Here is a 22327-nt window from a genome sequence, read left to right on the forward strand (position 1 = left end):
ATGGCATTGATTCGAAAAGTGCGCGGGCACGAACCCGTGGTGGGAGAAAATACCTTTCTGGCCGAAACGGCCGTCTTGCTGGGCGACGTGACCGTCGGCCGGGACTGCTCCATCTGGTACAATGCGGTACTGAGGGGCGACGTGAACAAAATCGTGATCGGCGACCGGACCAATATCCAGGACGGCGCGGTGCTCCACACGATCTACGACGGGGCCAAGAACCCGTCGCAGACGATCATCGGCAACGACGTTTCGGTGGGCCACAACGCCATCATCCACGGTGCGGTGATCGGCGACAACTGCCTGATCGGCATGGGCGCTACCCTGCTCGACAATGCGCACATCCCCTCGGGCTGCATCATCGCCGCCAACGCGCTGGTCCTTTCGAACGCGCAACTCGAACCCGACTCGGTCTATGCGGGCGTTCCGGCCCGCAAGGTCAAGGAGGTGACTCCCGAGCAGCGCGAGGAGATCATCCGCCGCACGGCCCGCGACTACATGCTCTACGCATCGTGGTATAAGGAGGAACAGCATGGTGCGTGAATCGAGATACGCCCCTGTCGTGCTCAACCTGCTGGTGGCCGTGGCAGTGAGTCTGGTGGTGAATTTCTCCTACCTGCTGCTGTTTTTCGTCGACCAGCGGAGCGAGCAGCCCAAGCCGCCCGACGAACGGATCGTCCGACGGGCCGGGGAGGGGGTCCTTTCGGTCAGTCCCGACGGCCACGGCTACCTGATCTACCCGGGCGGCGACAGCGTCTACGTGACCATACAGCGCATCCGGCGGCTCAATCTGCGGGACGGCGACCGGCTCGTGGCCGACCTCGTGCCGCGCCGTGCTGGCGCCCACCCCATGCTGACGGCGGTCCGCATGCGCAACGGACGGGAGTTCGACTACGGAGCCCTCTTCAACCGCCCGTCCGAGACGGTGGAAATGTCGCTGCAACTGCTCTACTACCTGCTCGTATCCTTTATTCTGCTCTCGATCCTCACGTCGGTCCGGCGGAACTACACCCCGGGCCGGTTCGCGCGCCGCTGCATGTGGTGCCTTGCGGCCGCCGTGGGACTTTACCTGCTGGCCCCCGTGACCGACTGGCACACGGGACGCATCGAACTGAATTTCATGGGCGGCCGGATGCTCGACTACATGCTGCTGCTCAAATGCTCGTTCGCCGTCGTGGTCTCGATGCTCTTCGGCTGGACCTATGTGCTCATCTCGCGCCAGCAGGCCGTGGTGATGGAGAACGAGCGGCTCAAGAACGAGAACCTGGCCACGCGCTACAACATGCTCGTGGGGCAGATCAATCCCCATTTCTTCTTCAATTCGCTCAACACGCTGGCCATGCTCGTGCGCGAAAAGCTCGACCAGAAAGCCCTCACCTACATCGACCAGCTCTCCTACACGTTCCGCTACATCATCCAGAACGGGCAGAGCACGCTGATGACCCTCGAGGAGGAGCTGAAATTCGTCGAGGCGTACAGCTACCTGTTCCGCATCCGCTATGCCGACAAGCTCTTCTTCGACATCGACGTGGAGGAGCGCTACCTGCAATGGACGCTCCCGGCGCTGACGATGCAGCCGTTGATCGGCAACGCCGTGAAACACAACACCATCACCCGGAACAACCCGCTTCACGTCTCGATCCGCACGCGCGACGGCTGGCTGGAGATTTCGAACCCCAAGGTACCCAAGTTGGAAGCCGAACCCTCGACGGGCATCGGGCTCGAAAACCTCTCGAACCGCTGGCGTCTCATCACGGGACGCGACATCGAGATCGTGGACGACGGGCATACCTTCACCGTGCGCATGCCGCTTCAGAAACCCGCCGGACAATGAAAGCACTGATTATCGAAGACGAGACCGCCGCCGCGCAGAACCTGCGGGCCATTCTCAGGCAGGTGGCGCCCGGAATGGAGATTCTCGACACACTCGAAAGCGTCTCGGAGAGCGTCGCCTGGCTCGAATCCAACCCACAGCCCGACCTGCTCTTCATGGACATCCACCTCGCGGACGGCGAGTCGTTCCGGATTTTCCGTGCCGTGGAGATCACCGCTCCGGTCATCTTCACCACCGCTTACGACCAGTATGCGCTCGAAGCATTCAAGGTCAGCAGCATCGACTACCTGTTGAAACCCATCAACGCCGCCGACGTGGCGCGGGCGCTCGAAAAGCTGCGCCGGCTGACGGGCAGCGAGCGCCTCGAATACGGTTCGCGCGTCCGGGAGCTGGCCGAACGGCAGCAGGAGGACACGTTCCTCGTCCACGTGCGCGACAAGATCATCCCCCTGCGGCGCGAACAGATCGCCTATTGTTATACCTCCAACGAAAAGGTCACGGCCTGCTGCTTCGACGGCGCCGTCTATCCGCTCGACAAGACGCTCGAAGCGTTGCAGACGCTGCTTCCCGAGGCGGATTTTTTCCGGGCCAACCGCCAGTTCATCGTCTCGCGCAGGGCCGTCGGGGAGATCGTCGTCTGGTTCGGCAGCCGCCTGGCGCTCCATCTCACCGTCCCGACCCCCGAGCGGATCGTCATCTCCAAGGCCCGCGTCCCCGAATTCAAGGCCTGGCTGCGGTCGGTTCACCCCGCCGGGTAGCCGGTTGACCGTGCGGTTTTTCCGTTTGACCCGAAGTTCCGGCTTCGGGTTTTCGTTTTGGCCCTACCTTTGCAACGTAAGACCCCGATGAACGAGGTCCGAATCGATGGACAAACCAAAATTTCAAAAACGATGAAAAAGAAAATTTTTGCAGCCGCAATGGCTCTTTGCCTGATGGCAGGAACGGGTGCTTTCGCACAGGAACGGAAAATGGCTCCCCAGACCAAGGAGCGTCCCACGGTCGAGCAGATGGCGCAGCGCATGACCGACCGCATGACCCAGCGGCTGAAGCTTACGGATGCGCAGGCCAAGCAGGTCTACGACATCAACCTCGCGCAGATCAAGCAGATGCAGGCACAGCGCGAACAGATGCGCGCCGCACGCAACGCCGAGGCCGAGAAGATGAAATCGGTGCTCACGACCGAGCAGTTCGTCGAGTGGTCGCAGATGCAGGGCCCCCGTCCGGGCGAGATGCATCACAACCGCATGGGCAAGAACAACAAGGGCAACAAGGATTGCATGAACAACCGCAACTGCGGGGATTCGAAAAAAGATTGTCCGCGCAAATAGCGGCTCGGAGTCGGAAGACCGCTCGGTCGCAAGGGGTGTCGGTTGGTCAACTGACACCCTTTTTTTGTCGATTCACCCGGCCCGGAACCGGAATCTGCGGGAAAAAGAGTATCTTCGCAGACGCAAAATACACAGGCAAACAAGCATTAAAGATGAAACGAATACTACTGACTGCGCTTGCGACGCTCGTCGCTGCCGCTGCGTTCGCCCAGCGGGGCACCGTCTCGGCGACCGTGGTCGATGCCGAAACCGGCGAAAGCGTCGCCGGGGCCGTCGTGACGGTCGCTCCGGTCAAGACTCCGGACAAAAAACAGTATTTCACCTCGGCCTACAAGGGGGCGCTGTCGATCCCGGGGCTTGCCTACGGCGAGTATACCCTTTCGGTTGCGTTCCTGGGTTACGATAACCTCGAGATGGCATTCAAGCTCTCGGCCGCGAAACTCAACCTGGGCGAACTGAAGCTCAAGCCGGGCGTGCGGATTGAAACGGTGGTCAAGGAGGTCAAGGCGCTGCGCACCTCGCAGAAAGGCGATACGGTGAGCTACAACGCCGGGGCGTTCAAGGTCGTGGCCGACGCCGACGTGGAGGGGCTGCTGAAGAAAATGCCGGGCATTACCGTGTCGGACGGCACGGTCGAAGCGCAGGGCGAGGAGATCAAAAAGGTATTCGTGGACGGCAAGGAGTTCTTCGGCGAGGATGTCACGACAGCCATCAAGTCGCTACCGGCCGAGGCCGTGGACCGCATCGAGGTCTACAACAAGCTCTCCGACGCCGCCGAGTTCTCGGGCATGGACGACGGCGAGGGCTACAAGGCCATCAACATCGTCACGCGCGCCAACATGCGCCAGGGCCAGTTCGGCAAGCTCTATGCCGGTGTGGGCTACGATGCCGACACCAAGACCGAGGACAAGTTCAAATACGTCGCGGGCGGCAATGCCAACGTCTTCAGCGGCGACAGCCGGATCTCTTTCATCGGACTGTTCAACAACATCAACCAGCAGAACTTTTCGTTCGAGGACATTCTGGGCGTCTCGGGCAATTCGGGCGGCCGCCGCCGGGGCGGCGTCGGTCAGTATATGGTCCGGCCGCAAAGCGGCGTGGCTACGGTCAACGCATTGGGCGTCAACTACTCCGACACGTGGGGCAAACGCGACCAGGTGACGTTCCAGGGCAGTTATTTCTTCAACAACACCCATACCGAGAACCGTTCGACGGTGGACAAGTGGTACGAAACGCCCTACGTCGATACGCTCTCGACCCGCGGCTATTCCGACACGCGGGCATTCAACCACCGTTTCAACGCCCGTCTGGAGTGGAAGATTTCGGAGAACCAGAACCTGATGATCCGCCCCGGATTCAGCTACCAGTCCAACGATCCGCTCAGTTCGACCGCCGGCTGGCAGTGGGGCGACAACGGCTTCAGCCGCATCGACAATTTCAGCGACGGCCTCAGGCACGGCTACAACCTCCGTACCAACGCCACCTACCGCGCCAAACTGGGCAAGACGGGGCGGACCATCACCGTGGACGGCCGCGTGAACTACTCGGACAACACCAACAACTCCTCGTCGAGCTCCAACCTGCTGGGCTATCTCGAAGATCGGCCCGCAGGCGTCGACGCCCCTTGGGGCTGGGACACGACGGGCTACACCCGGCTGCGCTACCTGCGCAACCTGGCGCCGTCGAGCAGCTACTCGCTGCGGGGCGAGTTCACCTATACCGAGCCGGTCGCCGAACACGCGCAGGTCAGCATGCAGTACCGTCTCGGCTACGAGCACCAGGAGCGCGACAAGCAGAGCTACGAGACGCTGGGCGATTTCTCGATCGCCGGACGGCAGCCCACCCCCTCGCTCTCGAACTCCTATGAGAGCAACTACCTCACGCAGCGGGTGGGTCCCGGGTTCCGCTACTCCAAGGACCGCAATACGTTCGTGGCCAACGTCTACTACCAGCGTTCGGCGCTCGACGGGCAGGTGCTGCGCGACAACGCCGAGAAGATCCGCCACAACTACAACGACGTGACCTATTTCATGATGGGGCAGCTCAACATCAACCGCGAGAACTCGCTGCGGCTCTTCGTCTCGTCCTATACCGACAACCCCTCCGTGACGCAGCTCCAGAGCGTTTTCGACATATCGGATGCACAATACATTTCGAGCGGTAACCCCGATCTGAACCCCTCCTACTACCACCGGATCAATTTCCACTACACCAATTCGAATGTCGAGAAAGGCCGTACGTTCATGTGGATGTTCTCGTTCAGCGCGGCGCAGGATTACATAACCTCCGATGTCCATTACAACGGGACGGTGGATATTCCGGACGTGCAGAACGGTTACAATTACCTCCAATACTCGCGGCCGGTGAACATGAACGGCTACCGGAGCCTGATGACCCACCTGAGCTACGGCCTGCCGGTCGGGTTCCTGCGGAGCAATTTCAACGTCATGGCGGGCATCGTCTACTCCAAGACCCCGAGCGCCATCGACGGCGTGCGCAACGACGCCAAGAACATGGGCTACGATTTCCGCACCGTGCTGGGCAGCAACATCTCGGAGAACGTCGATTTCACCCTCTCGTGGAACGGCACCTACAACGAGGCGACCAACTCGATCGACAAGAGCGTCGGCAAGAACCGCTATTTCAACCACACGGCACAGGGCAACATGAAATTCGTCCTGCCGCTTGGCTTCACTTTCACCGGATCGCTCGCCTACACGCAGTACCTCGGATTCACGAACAACTACAACGACGACTACCTGCTCTGCAACGCCTATATCGGCAAAAAGGTATTCCGCAACCAACGCGGCGAGGTGATGGTCGGCGTGAACGACCTCTTCAACCAGAACAAGGCATTTTCCCGTTCGACCGGCTCGGGGTGGACGCAGAACGCCACCAACAGCGTCGTCGGCCGCTACTACATGGTGCAGTTCACCTACAACCTGCGGCGCTTCGGCAAGAAAGGGTCGCGCAACGTGAAAGATTACGAAGGCGTGGAGCCGGCGTCCGGTTCACGACGCATGGGTCCCGGCGGACCTCCTCCGGGCATGTTCCGGCATTGACGGAAAAGTCAGGCTTTCGGGCCTGACTTTTTTATTTGCACTCTTCGGCGCATCGGAGGACGAACTCCAGCGGGTGCTGCGTGATTTCGGCCGTCTGTTGGGGCGTAAGCCCCTCTCGCAGACACCGCCGCACGACGATCTGCATCGCTTCGCCCACCTCGATCAGGTGGCCGTCGGGGTCGTAGAGACGTACCACGCGCTGCCGCCACGGATAGGTGCGGGGCGGATGGAGCAGCTCGACGGGATTGTCCAGCGCTTCGAGCTTCTGCATAAAGGCCTCCAGATCGTTCGTCTCGAAATAGAGTTCCATGTTGTGCGGCCGCTCGCGGATCGACGCCCGGGGAATGCCGGTCAGGCGGTCGAATCCCTCCTGAATGGCGAACCCGTCGCTGAAAGTGACGTTTTCGCCGAAATCGAGCACGACCTTTTGGTCGAACAGTTCGCAGTAGAAGCGTTTGGAGCGCTCCACGTCGCGCACGGCAAGGAGCGGCGCCTCGAAAGTCAGTTTCATGGTTTTCTCAGACAGGTTGTTGCGCGTTCGCGCAGTTCGCGGCCGATGACCTGGTGGGTGCCGATCGCGGCCAGTCCGCCGTAGACCACCGTCAGGATGACGAGCATCTTGATCTCCTGGAACACCTCGCCCGTCGAAGCTCCCATCGATTGGATGCGGATGAAGCCCGCGACGCCGTGGCTGCTGGGGAAGAGCTGCCCCAGCGTGAAGAGCCAGTCGGGAATGCCCTCCCGGGGGTACGAAACGCCGCTGAGCATCAGGAGCGGAATCGAGGTCCATAGCAGGAGCAGCAGCGAGTTCTCGCGGTAGCGGAACAGCGTCGACAGGGCGATTCCCAGCGCGATGCAGGCCGCGAGGTAGCAAAGCATGAAGAGCACGACGGTACCCGTCGCCCCGTTCATCGGATAGTGGAACAGCCGGTAGTGCAATGCGAGGATGTAGGTGCTCGTCACGGCGTAGATGCCTCCGTAGACCAGCGCGCGCCCCACGACGACCGGAAGCGTCGACATGCGCCGCCGTCCCGGAGGGCAGAGCTTGTGGTAGAGCCCGAATTCGCGCCACGTGCCGCCGACCATGCCGATGCCGATGAGCAGCGTCTGCTGGATGATGACCATGATGATGGCCGGCATGACGAAAGTGGCATAGCCCAGGTAGGGGTTGAAGAGGTTGTGCGCCTCGTAGATCACGGGCTGCACGGTGGCCTGCGCCTGCGGGATGTTGGCGCCCTTGGCGATCAGGCGCTGGAATTCGACCATGGCGCCCGTCTTGCCGATGGTGGTGACCAGCTCCTGGAACACCTGCCGGTACATGAGAAAGTAGCTGGCGTCGGCATAGATGGCCACATTGGCCTGCGAACCGCCCAAGAGGTCGCGTTCGTACGACTCGGGGATGTAGACCACGCCGTAAATCCGGCGGCCGTAGAAGAGTTCCCTGGCCTCCTCCATCGAGGTGGGGTTGTAGGCCACGTAGGTGTTCGGTCCGGCGTTGAACGTCTGGATCAGGCTGCGGCTGGCCGCGGTGCGGCTCTCGTCGATCACCCCGATGGGCACGTCGCGCAGCACCTGCGAGCCGTAGGCCAGCGAATAGGCCGTGGCGTAGATAATCAGCGCGAAGACCAGGATCAGCAGCGCCCCCTCGTCGCTGAACACCGCGTGGAACTCGTTGCGCATGACCGTTCCCAGCTGCTGCCGGTAGGATTTTATCTGCTTCGAGAATCTTGTCATGTCACGCCCCCCAATTCTTAATTTTTAATTTTTAATTCTTGATTCTTATCGGTCACAGCCGTCCCCAGAATTTCTCCTCGGTGCAGACCCTCCTCAAGCGCGGCAGCGCAAGAAGCGGCAGGACGATGAAGAGCGCGATGTAGCCCAGGTCGGGCAGCGAGTAGACGGCCGGGGCGCCCCGCAGCATCTGGTCGACGAAGATGTCGGTGTAGTAGGTGAACGGAAAGATCCGGCTCACCCACCGCATCGGCTCCCACATGGCCATGATCGGGAACGTGAGACCCGAAAAGGTGAACGCCAGCACGGAGTAGCCTCCGCCGATCGAGAGCGAGAGACGCAGGTTGGCCAGGAGGGCCACGATCATCACCGACAACGACTGGTAGCTTAAAAGGAAGAGCAGCGTGCCGACCAGAATCACCGTGAGGCTGCCGTTCAGCGGCGTGCCGACGATCTTGAAGATGATGACGAGCATCACCAGCGAGATCATGAAGAGCCCGGCGGTGATGGGAAGCAGTTTGCCCAAGAGCGACGCGGTCATCGAATCGCCGCCCGTGAGAAGCCACTCGCGGGCCGTGCGGTGCTTGAGCTCGGTGCCGATGGCGAAAACGGTGGTCATCACGGCGAAGATCAGCAGCATCATCGGCATGAAGCTCGGCGAGAGGTAATAGCCGTAATTGATATGGGGATTGAACAGTACGTGTTTGTCGAACCGCACGGGCATCAGTTGCGCCATGGCCTGCCGCTCGGTCAGTCCCTGCTTGGTGAGCAGTTGAATCTGTATGCCGGCCGTGAAGGTCGTCACGGCGGTCTGGATGTCTTTCGACAGAAGCCCGTTGACCGTGATGTTGGTCCCCGTGACGTAATTCTCGATGTGGGTCTGGCTGTTGCTCAGGATGTTCTTCTCGAAGAATGCCGGGACCTGGATAATGGCCATGATCCGTCCCTCGCGCATCAGCCGCTCGCCCTCGTCCATGTCCTGAATGCCGTATGCGACCAGCGCCGTCGGGGTGTCGTCGATCATCTGTACGACCTTGCGCGAGAGCGTGGTGTTGTCCTCATCGAGCACGGCGATGGGGATGTTGCGGATCGCACCCTGGTTGAACAACAGGGCAAAGAACGCGAACGACACCACGGGCAGCACGAGCATCAGCGAGAAATACATGGGCTGATGCGTCAGGCGTACCATTTCGCGCCGCAGGACGGCACCCGTATTTCGGAGGAAGCCGGGCATCGCTTAGTTTTCGATTTGGTCCCAGTCCACCAATACGCTCATGCCGGGGCGCAAACCGGGAACGCCGGCCTCGGGTTTGACTTTCACGGCGAACGTGCGGATGTCGAAGCCGCCCTGCGTGCGGGTTGCGGCCCAAGTGGCGAAATCGGCCTGCGGGGCGATGTAGGTGACGTGCAGGTCCACGTCGCAGTCCAAAGCCGGCACGAAGCCCCGCATGCGGGTCCCCATGCGGATGCGCGGCATGAGGGTCTCCTTGATGTTGAACGTCACCCACATGTCGCTCATGTCCAGAATGGCCACCACCGGGTAGCCGCTGCCGACCAGTTCGCCCTCTTCGGCGATGACAGTCGAGATTTCACCCGTGACGGGCGAGTAGACCAGGGCGTCGGAGATGTAGGATTCGACCTCCTGCACGGCCCCCTGCGCCTGACGGACCCGGGCCGCAGCGGCCTCCTTGTCCTCCTTGCGGGCGCCGTCGCGCGCCAGCTGGTACTGCGCCTGCGCGGCCTGCGCCGTGGCTTTCAGGGCATTGTAGTTGGCCGAGGCCTCGTCGAGTTTCTGCTCGGGAACGACCCCCTGTTCGTAGAGGTTCTTCACCCGCTCGTAGGTCTTGCGGGCCAGCTCCAACCCGGCCTGGGCCTTTTCCCACATGTTCAGTGCGGCTTCGATCTGCTGCACGCGCGCACCGGCCACGGCGGCGGCGTCCAGCGCCGAGGCGGCGCTCTGGGCGGCTTCGGCCTGCGTGAGTTTGGCTTCCAGTTCGGGCGTGGAGAGCGTGTAGAGCAGCTGCCCCCGCTCCACGCGGTCGCCCTCCTGTACTTTCATGCAGTCGATGCGTCCGGGCACTTTCGACGAGGCTTTGTAGGTCGTGCACTCCACCGTGCCCTGGATCAGCATGGGCGTCCGCCGGGTGAGGTACCAGCTGATCAGTACGACCGAGACGACGATGACCGCCGCCGCAACGAGGATTCCGATAACATTGTTTCGTTTCATATCGTCCGTGTTTTATTTTTGATCGAAAAGAATGGCCCGGGCATCGGCACGGCGGGCATAGGCGGGAAATTCGTCGCTGATACCGGCCGCTTCGAGCAGCCGGGCCAGCCCGAGGTCGTAGTTGTAGGCCGCTTCGAGGCGCTCGGCCCGCACCTTGGCCAGGTTCAGCTCGGCGTCGATCAGGTCCGTCGACGAACTCATGCCCTCCAGAAAGGCGGCGTTCTTCATGCGCAGGTACTCCTCGGCGAACGCCAGCGAGGCGTCGATCGAAACCATTTGGTTGCGGTAGTTGAGCAGCTGGTTGTAGAGCTGCTCGACCAGCACCGCGATGTCCCGCCCGGCCTTGTTCTGCAACTCCCCGACCCGGCGGGCGGTCTGCTTGGCGGCCGAGTACTTGTATTCGCGGTTCAGACCGTCGAAAATCTTGATGTTCACCCCCACGCCGACGGCCCAGCGGGGCACCAGCCCGGCCACCTGGTAGTTGTAGAATGACCCGCCGCCCATGGCCGCCACCTGCGGCAGAAAGTCGGCCCGCTGTACGCGCACGCCCTCTTCGGCCAACTGGCGCTTGAGCGATACCTGATTGAGGAGCGGGTTGCGCGCGGCGGCCAGCTGCTGCCAGTAGGCGAGGTCCTCGATCCGCTCCAGCAGGAACATGGCCGTGACGGGCAGGCAGTCGTTGGGCTGTCCCAGGGTGTTCGACAGGGCGCTCGAAACGGTCTGCATTTTGAGCTGCGCATCGGCCAGCTCGCGCTCGGCCTCGGCCATCTTGAAACGCACGTAGTAGAGTTCGCTCTGGGCCAGCATGCCGTTCTGCTCCAGAGCGATGGCGTCCTGGAGGTGCTTGCGCACCCCCTCGACCACCTGCCGGCGCACCTCGACGACCTGCATGGCCAGCGACAGGCCGAAATAGCGCTCGACGAGCTCCGAGACCAGCGCATTGCGCGTCTGGTCGCCCTCGGCTGCGGCCGTGCGCTCGTTGATCTTCGCGGCCCGGTTGGCGGCGTTGATCTTGCCGCCCATCCAGATCGGGAGGGTCACCTCGCCGCCCACGAAGCCCAGGCTGCGGTCCTGCACCTTGAGAAACCAGTCGGCGTTCATCAGGGGGTTCAAAAGGCCCTGGATCGAGGGGATCAACTCGGGCGGCACCAGTCCGCTGCCGAGCACCTGGCCCGCTATCTCTTTGGCCGGACCTTTCATCTCGTTGAAATCGAAACCGATGTCCTTGCCCAGATAGGCATAGGCCCCCGTGACATTGATCTGCGGCATGCGCAGACCGATGGCGGCCCGGCGCTGCTGCATGGCGGCCCGCTCCTCGTAGGCGGCCGCTTTCATCGCCGGATTCTCCGTGAGGGTGACGGCAATCGCTTCGTCGAGCGAAAGCGTCCGCTTCGTCTGTTGCGCGGATGCGGTTCCGGCCGGGACGAACACGGCCGCCGCAAGGGCTATCCAGATTGCTGATTTCATATCGTTTGCATTTATGCGGCAAATATAACCGAAAACCGTTATAAAACTACTTTAGTGAAGCCATTTAGACCAATATTGGGCTTTTAGGACACATTTTGCGCCCGTTACCGCCACAGGTGGGCGTTCACGGCGAGCACCTCTTCGCCCAGCGACGGATAGGCCCGCACATCCACCCCCGCCTCCCGCAGCAGCAAGGCCCCGCGGCAGCAGACGAAACGGTCGGGTTCGTAGAGTGCGAAAACCACCCGGCTAAAACCGTGCCGCAGAATCAGTTGCGAACAGCTTTCCGGCTCGCTCGCCCGTGTGGAGCAGGGTTCCATCGAGGAGTAGATCGCCGCCCCGCGCAGTTCGGCGCAGGCCTGGAGGGCTTTGGCGACAGCTTCCTGCTCGGCATGGTGGGTCGGAGAGGTTTCGTGGGTATAACCTTTGAAAACGCGCCCGTCGGCCGCAACAACCACGGCACCGACACGATACGAGGTCGGTGCGGGCGTGCAGCGGCGGCTCTCGCTTATGGCCAGCCGCAGATAGGCCAGGTCCTCCTCCGTGGTATCGGGATGCAGGGTCCAGGTGCGAACCTCCATGCCGCCGAGCCGCTCCTCCCGGCAGGGCGTATCCGCGGGCAAACGGGGTTCGAAGCGGGCACGGCCCCCCTGTCCGGGACCGAGGCGCAGCGCCGGGTTGACGGCCAGCCGGAGCGTATCGGCCATACGCTCCGAGAGGAAGAGACCGAGTATGCGGGAGCCGCCCTCGACGAAGAGGCGCCCGATCCCCCGCTTTTCGAGTTCGGTCACGACGAAGCGTGCCGTCAGGGGTTCGCCATTGCTTGAAATAACCGTGGCAACAGACGAGAGTTCAGGCAATTCATGCGTCGAAAAAACATACCGGTCGGCCTCTCCCTGCGTGAAGAAATGCAGGCCGGGCGAGAGCCGTCCGGAGCGCGTGAGCGTCACCTTGGTCGGATCGGGCCGCAGGCCCTTTTCGATGCGCGCGAGGCGGGCCTGCGGGTCCCGGAGCACGAGGGCCGGATCGTCGCAGCGGAGCGTCTCGGCGCCGACCAGGATGGCATCGTGGTCGGCCCTGAGGGCGTGGACCGCGGCCCAGTCCTCGGGGGTCGAGATAATCAGCCGCTCGGGGGCGCAACTGTCCAGGTAGCCGTCGGCCGTGACCGCGGCGGAGAGGGTTATTCGCATGAGGGGTCGTGTCGGAGGGTGAAGAGGGTGATCTCGGGCCAGGCGCCCAGCCGCATGGGATAGGCCACGCACCCCGTGCCGTCGTTGATGTATAGCGTGCTGCCCGCCTCGTCGTAGCGTCCGCTCCAGCGCTTGTAGAGCAGCCGGGCCGGAGACCAGGCGCGCCCCAGCAGGCGCACCTTGAGCTGCATGGCGTGGACGTGGCCAGCGAGGGTCAGGTCGCCGTACCCCGCCTCCGCGATCTGGGGCCACAACTGCGGCAGGTGGACCACCGTGATGTTGTAGAGCGTGTCGGGAACCCCGCGGTAGGCCGCTTTGCTGACCGGCGGGAGCTCCTTGTCGTGGCGCTTCTTCCGCAATTCCGGGTCGAACGAAATGCCTGACAGCGAGATGCTGTCGCCGTGCGATCTCAGGTAAAGCGTCGTGTCCTGCAAAACCCGCCACCCCATCGCCTGCTGCCGCCGGATGACCCGGCGCAGGTTCTCCGCGGCAGGCAGCGCCGTCGTGTCCTTGACGTAAACCCCGACGTCGTGGTTGCCCGTGACCGAGACCACCGGCGCGCGGAATCCGGCCAGGATGCGCATCGCCGTGGAATCCAACTCCGTATAGCGGATATTTACCAGATCGCCCGAGAAAACCACCAGGTCGGGGCGCAGCCGGTTCACGCTGTCGACGATGCGCTGCAACTCCCGCGCGGGCCGCACCACCGATCCCAGATGAATGTCCGAGAGCTGCGCGATGCGGTAGCCGTCGAAACCCGCCGGAATGCGGCAGCTGACAACCTCTACCCTATTGATATGCAGCCGGGTACGTCCCGTCGTGGCGCCCCAGATCATCAGCAGGGCCACGCAGACGCCCAGCACCCTGCCGGTGCGGGGGAGGCGCACCAGCTCGAAGAGGTAGAAAACGAGCCGGGGCAGGACCGTTGCGAGCCAGAGCCAGAGCGCCCACATGGCGAACCACATGTAGGCCGGGGTGTTGTCGCGCACGAGCACGCCCGAGACCGCCACCGCCAGCGGCAGCAGGTCCGTCAGGACCGCCCAGGCGGCCGGCAGCCTCAGCCGTGCCGCAGCCGCACCCCGGCGCCGGAGACGGTGCAGGCGGAAAAAATCGGCAGTTGCGGCGCCGAGGGCCAGAGTCAGAATCATTACCAGAAGCATATATACCTTTTTATATTAGAAAACACGCAGGCGGCCCTGCAAAACGGTTGCTGCGTTCTTCCCTTCATGTCGCAACCCCTGTCGTGCAGGCAAAGATAGCGATTTTTGGGTTCCGTCCGAGAAAATCAAATTCCGTGCGGTTTCTTTGGCATACAACTTGCTAAATTTCCGGTGAATATTAACTCATTGTGTTCCAAAAGCAAAACATATCGACCAAGCAAGTTAATTAAAAAAACCAAATTTATTCGGCTTATGAAAACATTTCGACTTTTGATTGTGGCTCTGCTGTTTGCAACCACCGCATCGGCCCAACGCTATTCGGGCTCGTCCCAGAATGGCGAGTATTCGCCGACGGTCTACCTCATCTCGGTGCAGGAGGTGGACACTGTGTACAACTGCGGCCCGGCCCAGCAGATGGCAGCCCTCAATCGCATGGCGATAGCCAATGCCACGCAGGACTACATTGAGACCCATCGCCCTGGTTTCCAGCAGGTTGAAAAGCCCCAATTCCTGTTCGCAACCAAGAACAACAAATTCTCGCTGGCAGTGGGCGGTTTCATCCGGCTGCGTGCAGGCTATGATTTCGACGGCATTGTCGACAACATCGATTTCATCCCCTACGACATCCCCGTACACGGCAATTACAACACCAAGCAGAAGCTGATGATGGACGCCACGACCTCGCGCGTCTTCCTGAAAGCCATCACCAATTCGCGCGCGCTGGGCCGCGTGGTCGTCTTCATCGACTCCGATTTCCGCGGCGGAGCCGAGAACAGCTACACGCCCCGCCTGCGTTCGGCTTACGTGTCGTTCCTGGGCTTCACGTTCGGACGCGACGTGACGACTTTCTGCGACTTGCAGGCCGCTCCCGAGACGATCGATTTCCAGGGTCCCAACGCCTATAATTTCAACTTTGCAACGATGATCCGCTGGGAGGTTTCGTTCGCCCGCGACCGGCTCCAGTTCGGCGTCGCAGCCGAAATGCCCAACGTGAAAGGCACCTACAACGACAATTTCGCCGAGCTGCGGCAGCGCGTGCCCGATTTCCCCGCTTTCCTGCAACTCTCGTGGGGCAACAACCGCGAAAGCCACATCCGCGCTTCGGGCGTCGTGCGCACCATGTATATCCGCAACCTGCGCACCAGCAAGAACACCACGTTGCTGGGCTGGGGCGCTCAGTTCAGCGGTACGATCAAGGTGGCCCGTCCGCTGCGCCTGTTCATGAACGGCGTCTACGGCGAGGGCATCACCCCCTACATTCAGGACCTCACGGGCTCGGGCCTCGACTTTACGCCCAACCCGCAGAATGCCGACAAGATCCAGACCATGCCCATGTGGGGCTGGCAGGCTGCCGCACAGCTCAACCTGACGCGCCGTCTGGCGCTCTCGGGCGGTTATTCGGAGGTCAACGTGCGCCGCAACCACGGCTACTACTCGGACGACGAGTACAAGCGCGGCCGCTACATCTTCGGCAATATCTTCTGCGCCATCACCCCGCGCTGCAAGATCGGGGCCGAGTACCTCTACGGTTCGCGCAAGGACATGAACGGCAACGCCAACCATGCCAACCGCGCCAATCTGATGATTCAGTACAATTTCTAACCGGTCTTCCGGTTTTGGCGGGCGGTCCAGACGGATCGCCCGTTTTTTTGCGTATCTTTGCAAACCTGAGAGGTTCGTTTTACGGGCGGCGGAGAGACCGCCGCAGGCGGGTGAAAGGTGAAAAGTGAAAAGTGTTCTCGATCCCCGAGCCTGACGAGGGGTTGCAGGCTATAGCAAAGAAGTCGCCGCTGGAAGCGGCGGCAGTCCGCAGCCACCCCGGGCGGAGGACTGCACTCCGCCAGAGGCTTCGAGCAGACCTCCGCTGGCTGCGGACCGCAAAACCGGGGAGCGCGGAACCGGCTCGAAAGCGCCCGGACCGCTTGCCGCCCTTAAAACGGGCGTCTTACGCCCGCCGCTGGCTGCGGACCGCGAGTAAGGTGAAAAGTGAAAGGTGAAAGGTGAAAAGTGAACTTTGCGGTTGAGCGAGTGCAGAGACTGCTTGCAGGCTATGCCGAGCGTTAGCAAAGTCAAGCCGCCGCAGGCGGGTTAAAGGTGAAAGGTCATTTCGAGCGGATGCGAGGAATCTTCCGCTGACTGTTTCCTCTCGACTGTCGCTGTGGATCGAAAACTGGCTCGCACTCTACCCCCGAGCAGCGTCGAGGGGCGGTCCCCCCCCCGAGCGCAGTCGAGGAGCGTAAGTGAAAAGGCAGCCCCGTCCCGCGTAATTATGAATTTTGAATTGTGAATTATGAATTTTGAATTGTTTGATTTCCTTGCACGCTACAACCTCACGGGTCTGGTGATCGGGGTTGCTACCTTTTTGATTATCGGCCTGTTTCATCCCCTGGTCATCCGGGGCGAATACCGTTACGGCGTACGGATCTGGTGGCTGTTTCTCGTGATGGGGCTGGCCGCCATCGCGGCTTCGGTGGCCGTGCGGCACGTGCTGTGGTCCACGCTGCTGGCCGTCTGGGGCGCTTCGTCGCTCTGGTCGATCGGCGAACTGTTCGAGCAGCGGAAACGGGTCGCCAAAGGCTGGTTCCCGCGCAATCCCAAACGATAGGGCCACGTGCTGCCGTTGCGATCCATCCTGCTGCTTGCGGCGTGCTCGCTGCCCGGTCGACTGCCCTACCTCAACCCCAGGGTGGAGCGGCCCGCTCCGGTGCGCGTGGAGCTGCTCTTCACGGGCGACGTGATGCAGCACCTGCCCCAGGTCGAAGCGGCCCGCTGCGGCGGCGGATTCGATTACGACACATCGCTCGGAGCGGTTCGTTCGCTGTTCGAGGGGGCCGATCTGGTGGTCGTCAACCTCGAAACCACTCTCACGCGCCGGGACCGCTACGCGGGTTATCCTCAGTTCCGCTCGCCCGCGGCGCTGGCCGGGGCGCTCCGGCGCGCGGGGGTCGACGTGGCGTGTCTGGCCAACAACCACTGCTGCGACGGCGGCGGCGAGGGCATGCGGACCACGGCCTCCGAGCTGGACAGTTGCGGCATCCGGCGCACGGGTGTGTTCATCGATTCTGCTGATTACAAGAAAAATAACCCGCTCTACCTCACTTGCCGCGGTATCCGCTTCGCCCTGCTCGACTATACCTACGGCACCAACGGGCTGCCCGTGCCCGCCGGGACGCTCGTCAACCGGATCGACACGGTGCAAATGGCCCGCGATCTGGCTGCGGCTGCCGAAGCGGGGGTCGACTGCAAGGTGGTTTCGATCCACTGGGGCGACGAGTACGCGCGGCAGCCGAACGCCTCGCAGCGCGCCCTGGCGGCTTTTCTCAGGCGCCACGGAGCCGATCTGATCGTCGGCAGCCACCCGCATGTGGTGCAGCCCTGGGAGGCGGACTCCGCGCACGTGGTGCTCTATTCGCTGGGCAATTTCGTTTCGAACCAGCGCCGCCGCTATACCGACGGCGGTCTGGTGGCCCGCATCGGGGCCGCGAAGCACCCCGACGGCCGCATGACCTACTCGCTGGAGACCATACCGGTCTGGGTCCGGCTGCCCGACTACCGCGTCCTGCCGCCCGCTGCGGCCGATACCGCCCCGCTGCCGGCAGCCTATCGCCTTTTCCGCGACGATATGGACCGGTTGACGGGAACGGCTTTATAAGTAATCCGAATAGCCCCATCAAAACAAACGATAGCGATTTCTTGACGCTTTGCCCGAGAAATCGCTATCTTTGTCGTCGGAAAATAAACGATACACCAAAACATTTCGACACTATGGAAAAGAGCATCAAAGGTACCCGTACCGAGCAGAACCTGCTCAAGGCGTTCGCAGGCGAGAGCCAGGCCCGCAGCCGCTATGTATTCTTCGCCAGCAAGGCCAAAAAAGAGGGTTACGAGCAGATCGCGGGCGTCTTTCTCGAGACCGCCGAGCAGGAAAAGGAGCACGCCGAGCGCTTCTTCAAGTTCCTCGAGGGCGGCGACGTCACGATCACGGCCAGCTACCCCACCGGCCCCATCGGCACCACGCAGGAGAACCTGCTGGCAGCGGCCCAGGGCGAGCGCGAGGAGTGGGATGTCCTCTACCGCGATTTCGGCCGGGTGGCCGAGGAGGAGGGTTTCCCCGAGATCGCCACGGCATTCAAGATGATCTCGACGGTCGAGGCCGAGCACGAAAGCCGCTACCTGAAGCTGATGAGCCGCCTCACGGACGGCAATTTCTTCAAGCGCGACGGCAAAATCTGGTGGCAGTGCCGCAACTGCGGCTATGTCTGCGAGGCTTCCGAGGCTCCGAAGATCTGCCCCGCCTGCAAGCACCCCCAGGCCTATTTCGAGCCCAAGAAAGAGAACTATTAGCGGTCCTTGCCGCTTCGGCACCAGCCCCGGCCCCACGGCCGGGGTTTTTCGTTACAGCCATTACAGCCATTACAGCCATTACGCCCCTGTAACGGTGTAATGTGTAACGGGCGCGAGGGATGGTAGGTACCGTTACATCCGTTACAGCCATTACACCCCTGTAACGGTGTAATGTGTAACGGGAGCGAGGGTTGATAAGTACCGTTACAGCCATTACATCCGTTACACCCCTGTAACGGTGTAATGGTGTAACGGAATATATATAAATATATATATTATATAATTAATTGATTTATATGTATATACGATCACAGAGCTTAGTCGAGGGGTCGCAAGGCAAAACAGTGAGCGGCAGATTCCTCGCATCCGCTCGGAATGACAGGAATCGAACGCCGTCCCTCCTTAGGCTCAAGGAACGCCCCGTTACCCATTACACCGTTACAGGGGTGTAACGGCTGTAACGGGTGTAACGGACGTGAATGGATGGAGGCATTACCCATTACACCGTTACAGGGGTGTAACGGATGTAACGCGTGTAACGGACAGGAACGGATGGAGGCATTACCCATTACACCGTTACAGGGGTGTAACGGATGTAATGGCTGTAACGGATCGTTTCAACTTTCCCGACCGATTGTTTCCGAAATCCGTTATTGCGTTGTATCTTTGCACGAATACGAAACAAACAGCACAAAAATATGGCAGACGAAAAAATCATCTTCTCGATGGTGGGCGTGAGCAAGACGTTCACCAACCAGAAAAAAGTCCTCAACAACATCTACCTCTCGTTCTTCTACGGCGCCAAAATCGGCATCATCGGTCTGAACGGCTCGGGTAAGTCGACCCTGATGAAGATCATCGCCGGACTGGATAAGAATTTCCAGGGCGAGGTGGTCTTCTCGCCCGGCTACTCGGTGGGCTATCTCGAACAGGAGCCGCAGCTGGACGACACGAAAACCGTCCGCCAGGTGGTCGAGGAGGGTTGCGCCTCGACGGTGGCGCTGCTCAAGGAGTACGAAGAGATCAACCAGAAACTGTGCGAGCCGATGGACGACGACGAGATGGCCCGCCTGATCGAACGGCAGGGCGAGTTGTACGAGCAGATCGACCACGTGAACGGCTGGGAGCTGGACAGCGTGCTCGAACGGGCGATGGATGCCCTGAGGTGTCCCGATCCCGATGAATCGGTCCGCCATCTCTCGGGCGGTGAGCGCCGCCGGGTGGCCCTCTGCCGCCTGTTGCTGCAACAGCCCGACGTGCTGCTGCTGGACGAGCCGACGAACCACCTCGACGCCGAGTCGATCGACTGGCTCGAACAGCACCTCCAGCAGTACAAGGGCACGGTGATCGCCGTCACGCACGACCGCTACTTTCTGGACAACGTGGCCGGGTGGATTCTCGAACTGGACCGCGGCGAGGGCATTCCGTGGAAAGGCAACTACTCGGGCTGGCTCGAGCAGAAGACCACGCGCATGGCGCAGGAGGAGAAGCAGGAGTCCAAGCGCCGCAAGACGCTCGAACGCGAGCTGGAGTGGGTGCGCATGTCGCCCTCGGGCCGTCATGCCAAGTCCAAGGCGCGTCTGACGGCCTACGACAAAATGATGTCGGAGGACGCCAAACAAAAGGAGGAGAAGCTCGAAATATTCATCCCCAACGGTCCGCGTCTGGGCGACGTGGTGATCGAAGCCCAGGGGGTCAAAAAGGCGTTCGGCGACCGCGTGCTCTACGAGGGGCTCGAGTTCTCGCTGCCGCCCGCGGGCATCGTGGGCGTGATCGGCCCCAACGGCACGGGCAAGACCACCCTCTTCCGCATGATCATGGGGCTGGAGAGTCCGACCGAGGGGTCGTTCCGCGTGGGTCCGACCGTGAAACTGGCCTACGTCGACCAGCAGCACAAGTCCATCGATCCCGAAAAGACGGTCTACGAGGTGATCTCGGGCGGCTCGGACCTCATCCTGCTGGGCAACCGCCAGGTCAACGCCCGAGCCTACGTGGCGCGCTTCAATTTCTCGGGCGCCGACCAGGAGAAGAAATGCGGCATGCTCTCGGGCGGCGAGCGCAACCGCCTCCACCTGGCCCTGGCGCTCAAGGAGGAGGGGAACGTACTGCTGCTCGACGAGCCGACCAACGACATCGATGTCAACACGCTGCGGGCGCTGGAGGAGGGCCTCGAAAACTTTGCGGGCTGCGCCGTCGTCATCTCCCACGACCGCTGGTTCCTCGACCGCATCGCCACGCACATCCTCTCGTTCGAGGGCGATTCGCGGGTGGTCTTCTACGAGGGCTCCTACTCCGAGTACGAAGCCTGGAAAAAGGCCCAGGGCGAGGACACCGCGCCCCACCGGGTGAAATACAGGAAACTAATCGAAAATTAGTTTCCTAATTAAGAATTAAGAATTAAAAATGAAAAGTTCAGGCAGATATATCATCAGCTCATTTACAAACTCCGGTTTCACTCTCAATTTTTAATTCTTAATTTTTCATTTTTAATTCTTTTTTTTGCCATGCAAAAACCATCCATCCCCAAGGGCACGCGCGATTTCTCTCCGGCCGAGATGATGCGCCGCCACTATATTTTCGATACCATCCGCCGCGTGTTCCGCCTCTACGGCTATGCCCCGCTCGAAACCCCCTCGATGGAGCTGCTCTCCACCCTCTTGGGCAAGTACGGCGACGAGGGCGACAAACTCTTGTTCAAGGTCCTCAACTCGGGCGACTACGCCGCCGGGCTCTCGGACGAGGAGGTGCGCCAGGCTTCGCGCATTTCGGAAAAGGGGCTGCGCTACGATCTGACGGTGCCCTTTGCGCGCTACGTCGTGCAGCACCAGAGCGAGCTGACGTTCCCGTTCAAACGCTACCAGATACAGCCCGTATGGCGCGCCGACCGGCCGCAGAAAGGGCGCTACCGCGAGTTCTACCAGTGCGACGTCGACGTGATCGGCACGCGCTCGCTGCTGTGCGAGGTCGAGCTGGTGGAGATCGTCGCCGAGGTGTTCCGGGCACTGGGCATCCGCGTGGTGCTGAAGATGAACAACCGCAAGATTCTCTACGGCATCGCCGAGGCCATCGGCCACGCCGACAAGATGATGGAGATCACGGTGGCCATCGACAAGCTGGACAAGATCGGGCTGGACAACGTGCGGGCCGAACTGCTGGAGCGCGGACTGACGCCGGAGGCTGTCGAGCGGCTGCAACCGATACTCGAACTGAGCGGCACCAACGACGAAAAACTCAAGCGGTTGCGAACCGTTCTTTCGGCTTCCGAAACGGGCTTGGCGGGCATCTCGGAGATGGAGACCGTGCTGGGTTATGTCGCGCGGCTGGGCGTGGAGCTGCCCGTCGAACTGGACCTCTCGCTGGCACGCGGTTTGAACTACTATACGGGCGCGATCTTCGAGGTCAAGGCCCTCGACCACGCCATCGGCTCGATCTCCGGCGGCGGCCGCTACGACGACCTGACGGGCATCTTCGGCATGGCCGGCATGTCGGGCGTGGGCATCTCGTTCGGCGCCGACCGCATCTACGACGTCATGTCCGCGCTGGGGCTCTTTCCCGAGGAGGTCGCCTCCTCGACGCAGCTGCTGCTGGTCAACCTTGGGCCGGACGAGGAACTGGCGTCGCTGCGGCTGCTGCGAAGCATGCGCCGGGCCGGCATCGCGGCCGAAATCTACCCCGAGAGCGCCAAGATGAAGAAGCAGCTGGACTATGCCAACCGCCGTTCGATCCCCCGCGTGGCCATCATCGGTTCGCGCGAGCTGGCCGAGGGCACGGTCAATATCAAGGACATGTGCACCGGCGAACAGCGGCAGGTGCGGTACGACGAGCTGCTGGAGAAACCGGCGCTGGCGTTCTGTGCGGAGGTACCCGTCGAAAGGTGAAAAGTGAAAGGTGAAAGGTCATTCCGAGCGGATGCGAGGAATCTTCCGCTGGGTGTTTTTGGCTTGCGACCCCTCGACGCTGCTCGGGGATCGAAAATGTTTTCTG

18 protein-coding genes are annotated in these 22327 nt (G+C 61.5%); 11 read left to right on the forward strand and 7 right to left on the reverse strand.

The annotated features are described in order from the left end of the window. The 5 genes from ACMQ11_RS03890 to ACMQ11_RS03910 all read left to right on the forward strand — a co-directional run bounded on the left by ACMQ11_RS03890 (window position 1) and on the right by ACMQ11_RS03910 (window position 6224). The gene (locus ACMQ11_RS03890; protein WP_418991393.1) at window positions 1–543 is read left to right on the forward strand and encodes a gamma carbonic anhydrase family protein; all 543 of its coding nucleotides are present in this window, start codon (window positions 1–3) and stop codon (window positions 541–543) included. Further along, on the forward strand, window positions 533–1834 hold the full coding sequence (locus tag ACMQ11_RS03895; RefSeq protein WP_418991394.1) for a histidine kinase: 1302 nt from the start codon (window positions 533–535) through the stop codon (window positions 1832–1834). Before ACMQ11_RS03890 ends, ACMQ11_RS03895 begins: the two co-directional genes overlap by 11 nt. Continuing rightward, the gene (locus ACMQ11_RS03900; protein ID WP_418991396.1) at window positions 1831–2592 is read left to right on the forward strand and encodes a LytR/AlgR family response regulator transcription factor; all 762 of its coding nucleotides are present in this window, start codon (window positions 1831–1833) and stop codon (window positions 2590–2592) included. Before ACMQ11_RS03895 ends, ACMQ11_RS03900 begins: the two co-directional genes overlap by 4 nt. 132 nt (window positions 2593–2724) lie before the next feature. Next, window positions 2725–3162, forward strand: a complete 438-nt coding sequence (locus tag ACMQ11_RS03905; RefSeq protein ID WP_418991397.1) for a DUF4890 domain-containing protein — start codon at window positions 2725–2727, stop codon at window positions 3160–3162. A 152-nt stretch (window positions 3163–3314) separates the two neighbouring features. After that, window positions 3315–6224: an outer membrane beta-barrel protein gene (locus ACMQ11_RS03910; protein ID WP_418991398.1), complete on the forward strand. Its 2910-nt coding sequence runs from the start codon at window positions 3315–3317 to the stop codon at window positions 6222–6224. A 31-nt stretch (window positions 6225–6255) separates the two neighbouring features. Here the strand turns inward: ACMQ11_RS03910 and ACMQ11_RS03915 are convergent, their stop codons facing one another. The 7 genes from ACMQ11_RS03915 to ACMQ11_RS03945 form a co-directional block, all read right to left on the reverse strand. Then, entirely contained in the window at window positions 6256–6735 is a 480-nt protein-coding gene (locus tag ACMQ11_RS03915; RefSeq protein WP_418991399.1) for a VOC family protein, read from the reverse strand. Continuing rightward, complete coding sequence (locus tag ACMQ11_RS03920) at window positions 6732–7958, reverse strand: ABC transporter permease (protein WP_418991400.1); 1227 nt, start codon at window positions 7956–7958, stop codon at window positions 6732–6734. The genes ACMQ11_RS03915 and ACMQ11_RS03920 overlap by 4 nt, the downstream gene beginning before the upstream one ends. 52 nt (window positions 7959–8010) lie before the next feature. Beyond that, window positions 8011–9189: an ABC transporter permease gene (locus ACMQ11_RS03925; protein ID WP_418991401.1), complete on the reverse strand. Its 1179-nt coding sequence runs from the start codon at window positions 9187–9189 to the stop codon at window positions 8011–8013. A gap of 3 nt (window positions 9190–9192) precedes the next feature. Beyond that, window positions 9193–10182, reverse strand: a complete 990-nt coding sequence (locus tag ACMQ11_RS03930) for an HlyD family secretion protein (protein WP_418991402.1) — start codon at window positions 10180–10182, stop codon at window positions 9193–9195. A 12-nt stretch (window positions 10183–10194) separates the two neighbouring features. After that, on the reverse strand, window positions 10195–11649 hold the full coding sequence (locus ACMQ11_RS03935; protein ID WP_418991403.1) for a TolC family protein: 1455 nt from the start codon (window positions 11647–11649) through the stop codon (window positions 10195–10197). Window positions 11650–11753: 104 nt separating this feature from the next. Then, window positions 11754–12839 carry a dihydrofolate reductase family protein gene (locus ACMQ11_RS03940; RefSeq protein ID WP_418991404.1) on the reverse strand — a complete coding sequence of 362 codons (1086 nt, stop codon included), beginning with the start codon at window positions 12837–12839 and terminating at the stop codon, window positions 11754–11756. Further along, complete coding sequence (locus ACMQ11_RS03945; RefSeq protein ID WP_418991405.1) at window positions 12830–13999, reverse strand: metallophosphoesterase; 1170 nt, start codon at window positions 13997–13999, stop codon at window positions 12830–12832. Before ACMQ11_RS03945 ends, ACMQ11_RS03940 begins: the two co-directional genes overlap by 10 nt. A 252-nt stretch (window positions 14000–14251) precedes the next feature. Here ACMQ11_RS03945 and ACMQ11_RS03950 point away from each other — a divergent pair, with 252 nt between their 5' ends. The 6 genes from ACMQ11_RS03950 to hisS all read left to right on the forward strand — a co-directional run bounded on the left by ACMQ11_RS03950 (window position 14252) and on the right by hisS (window position 22221). Continuing rightward, the gene (locus ACMQ11_RS03950; protein ID WP_418991406.1) at window positions 14252–15601 is read left to right on the forward strand and encodes a DcaP family trimeric outer membrane transporter; all 1350 of its coding nucleotides are present in this window, start codon (window positions 14252–14254) and stop codon (window positions 15599–15601) included. A gap of 688 nt (window positions 15602–16289) precedes the next feature. Next, window positions 16290–16604, forward strand: coding sequence for a DUF4491 family protein (locus ACMQ11_RS03955; protein WP_418991407.1), 315 nt, complete (start codon window positions 16290–16292; stop codon window positions 16602–16604). A 6-nt stretch (window positions 16605–16610) separates the two neighbouring features. Next, a complete protein-coding gene (locus tag ACMQ11_RS03960; RefSeq protein ID WP_418991408.1) occupies window positions 16611–17651 on the forward strand; it encodes a CapA family protein in 1041 nt (346 codons plus the stop codon). A gap of 113 nt (window positions 17652–17764) precedes the next feature. Continuing rightward, window positions 17765–18343, forward strand: coding sequence for a rubrerythrin (gene rbr, locus ACMQ11_RS03965; protein WP_418991409.1), 579 nt, complete (start codon window positions 17765–17767; stop codon window positions 18341–18343). 698 nt (window positions 18344–19041) lie between these two features. Continuing rightward, window positions 19042–20718: an energy-dependent translational throttle protein EttA gene (ettA, locus tag ACMQ11_RS03970; RefSeq protein WP_418991410.1), complete on the forward strand. Its 1677-nt coding sequence runs from the start codon at window positions 19042–19044 to the stop codon at window positions 20716–20718. A gap of 129 nt (window positions 20719–20847) precedes the next feature. After that, window positions 20848–22221, forward strand: coding sequence for a histidine--tRNA ligase (gene hisS / locus ACMQ11_RS03975; protein ID WP_418991411.1), 1374 nt, complete (start codon window positions 20848–20850; stop codon window positions 22219–22221). Window positions 22222–22327: the final 106 nt, after the last annotated feature.

Source organism: Alistipes sp. (genome assembly GCF_048465575.1).
GTDB lineage: Bacteria > Bacteroidota > Bacteroidia > Bacteroidales > Rikenellaceae > Alistipes.

Coding starts and splice junctions, on each gene's coding strand:
- ACMQ11_RS03890 (WP_418991393.1), top strand. CDS start 1: ATGGCATTGATTCGAAAAGTGCGCGGGCACGAACCCGTGGTGGGAGAA.
- ACMQ11_RS03895 (WP_418991394.1), top strand. CDS start 533: ATGGTGCGTGAATCGAGATACGCCCCTGTCGTGCTCAACCTGCTGGTG.
- ACMQ11_RS03900 (WP_418991396.1), top strand. CDS start 1,831: ATGAAAGCACTGATTATCGAAGACGAGACCGCCGCCGCGCAGAACCTG.
- ACMQ11_RS03905 (WP_418991397.1), top strand. CDS start 2,725: ATGAAAAAGAAAATTTTTGCAGCCGCAATGGCTCTTTGCCTGATGGCA.
- ACMQ11_RS03910 (WP_418991398.1), top strand. CDS start 3,315: ATGAAACGAATACTACTGACTGCGCTTGCGACGCTCGTCGCTGCCGCT.
- ACMQ11_RS03915 (WP_418991399.1), bottom strand. CDS start 6,735: ATGAAACTGACTTTCGAGGCGCCGCTCCTTGCCGTGCGCGACGTGGAG.
- ACMQ11_RS03920 (WP_418991400.1), bottom strand. CDS start 7,958: ATGACAAGATTCTCGAAGCAGATAAAATCCTACCGGCAGCAGCTGGGA.
- ACMQ11_RS03925 (WP_418991401.1), bottom strand. CDS start 9,189: ATGCCCGGCTTCCTCCGAAATACGGGTGCCGTCCTGCGGCGCGAAATG.
- ACMQ11_RS03930 (WP_418991402.1), bottom strand. CDS start 10,182: ATGAAACGAAACAATGTTATCGGAATCCTCGTTGCGGCGGCGGTCATC.
- ACMQ11_RS03935 (WP_418991403.1), bottom strand. CDS start 11,649: ATGAAATCAGCAATCTGGATAGCCCTTGCGGCGGCCGTGTTCGTCCCG.
- ACMQ11_RS03940 (WP_418991404.1), bottom strand. CDS start 12,839: ATGCGAATAACCCTCTCCGCCGCGGTCACGGCCGACGGCTACCTGGAC.
- ACMQ11_RS03945 (WP_418991405.1), bottom strand. CDS start 13,999: ATGCTTCTGGTAATGATTCTGACTCTGGCCCTCGGCGCCGCAACTGCC.
- ACMQ11_RS03950 (WP_418991406.1), top strand. CDS start 14,252: ATGAAAACATTTCGACTTTTGATTGTGGCTCTGCTGTTTGCAACCACC.
- ACMQ11_RS03955 (WP_418991407.1), top strand. CDS start 16,290: ATGAATTTTGAATTGTTTGATTTCCTTGCACGCTACAACCTCACGGGT.
- rbr (WP_418991409.1), top strand. CDS start 17,765: ATGGAAAAGAGCATCAAAGGTACCCGTACCGAGCAGAACCTGCTCAAG.
- ettA (WP_418991410.1), top strand. CDS start 19,042: ATGGCAGACGAAAAAATCATCTTCTCGATGGTGGGCGTGAGCAAGACG.
- hisS (WP_418991411.1), top strand. CDS start 20,848: ATGCAAAAACCATCCATCCCCAAGGGCACGCGCGATTTCTCTCCGGCC.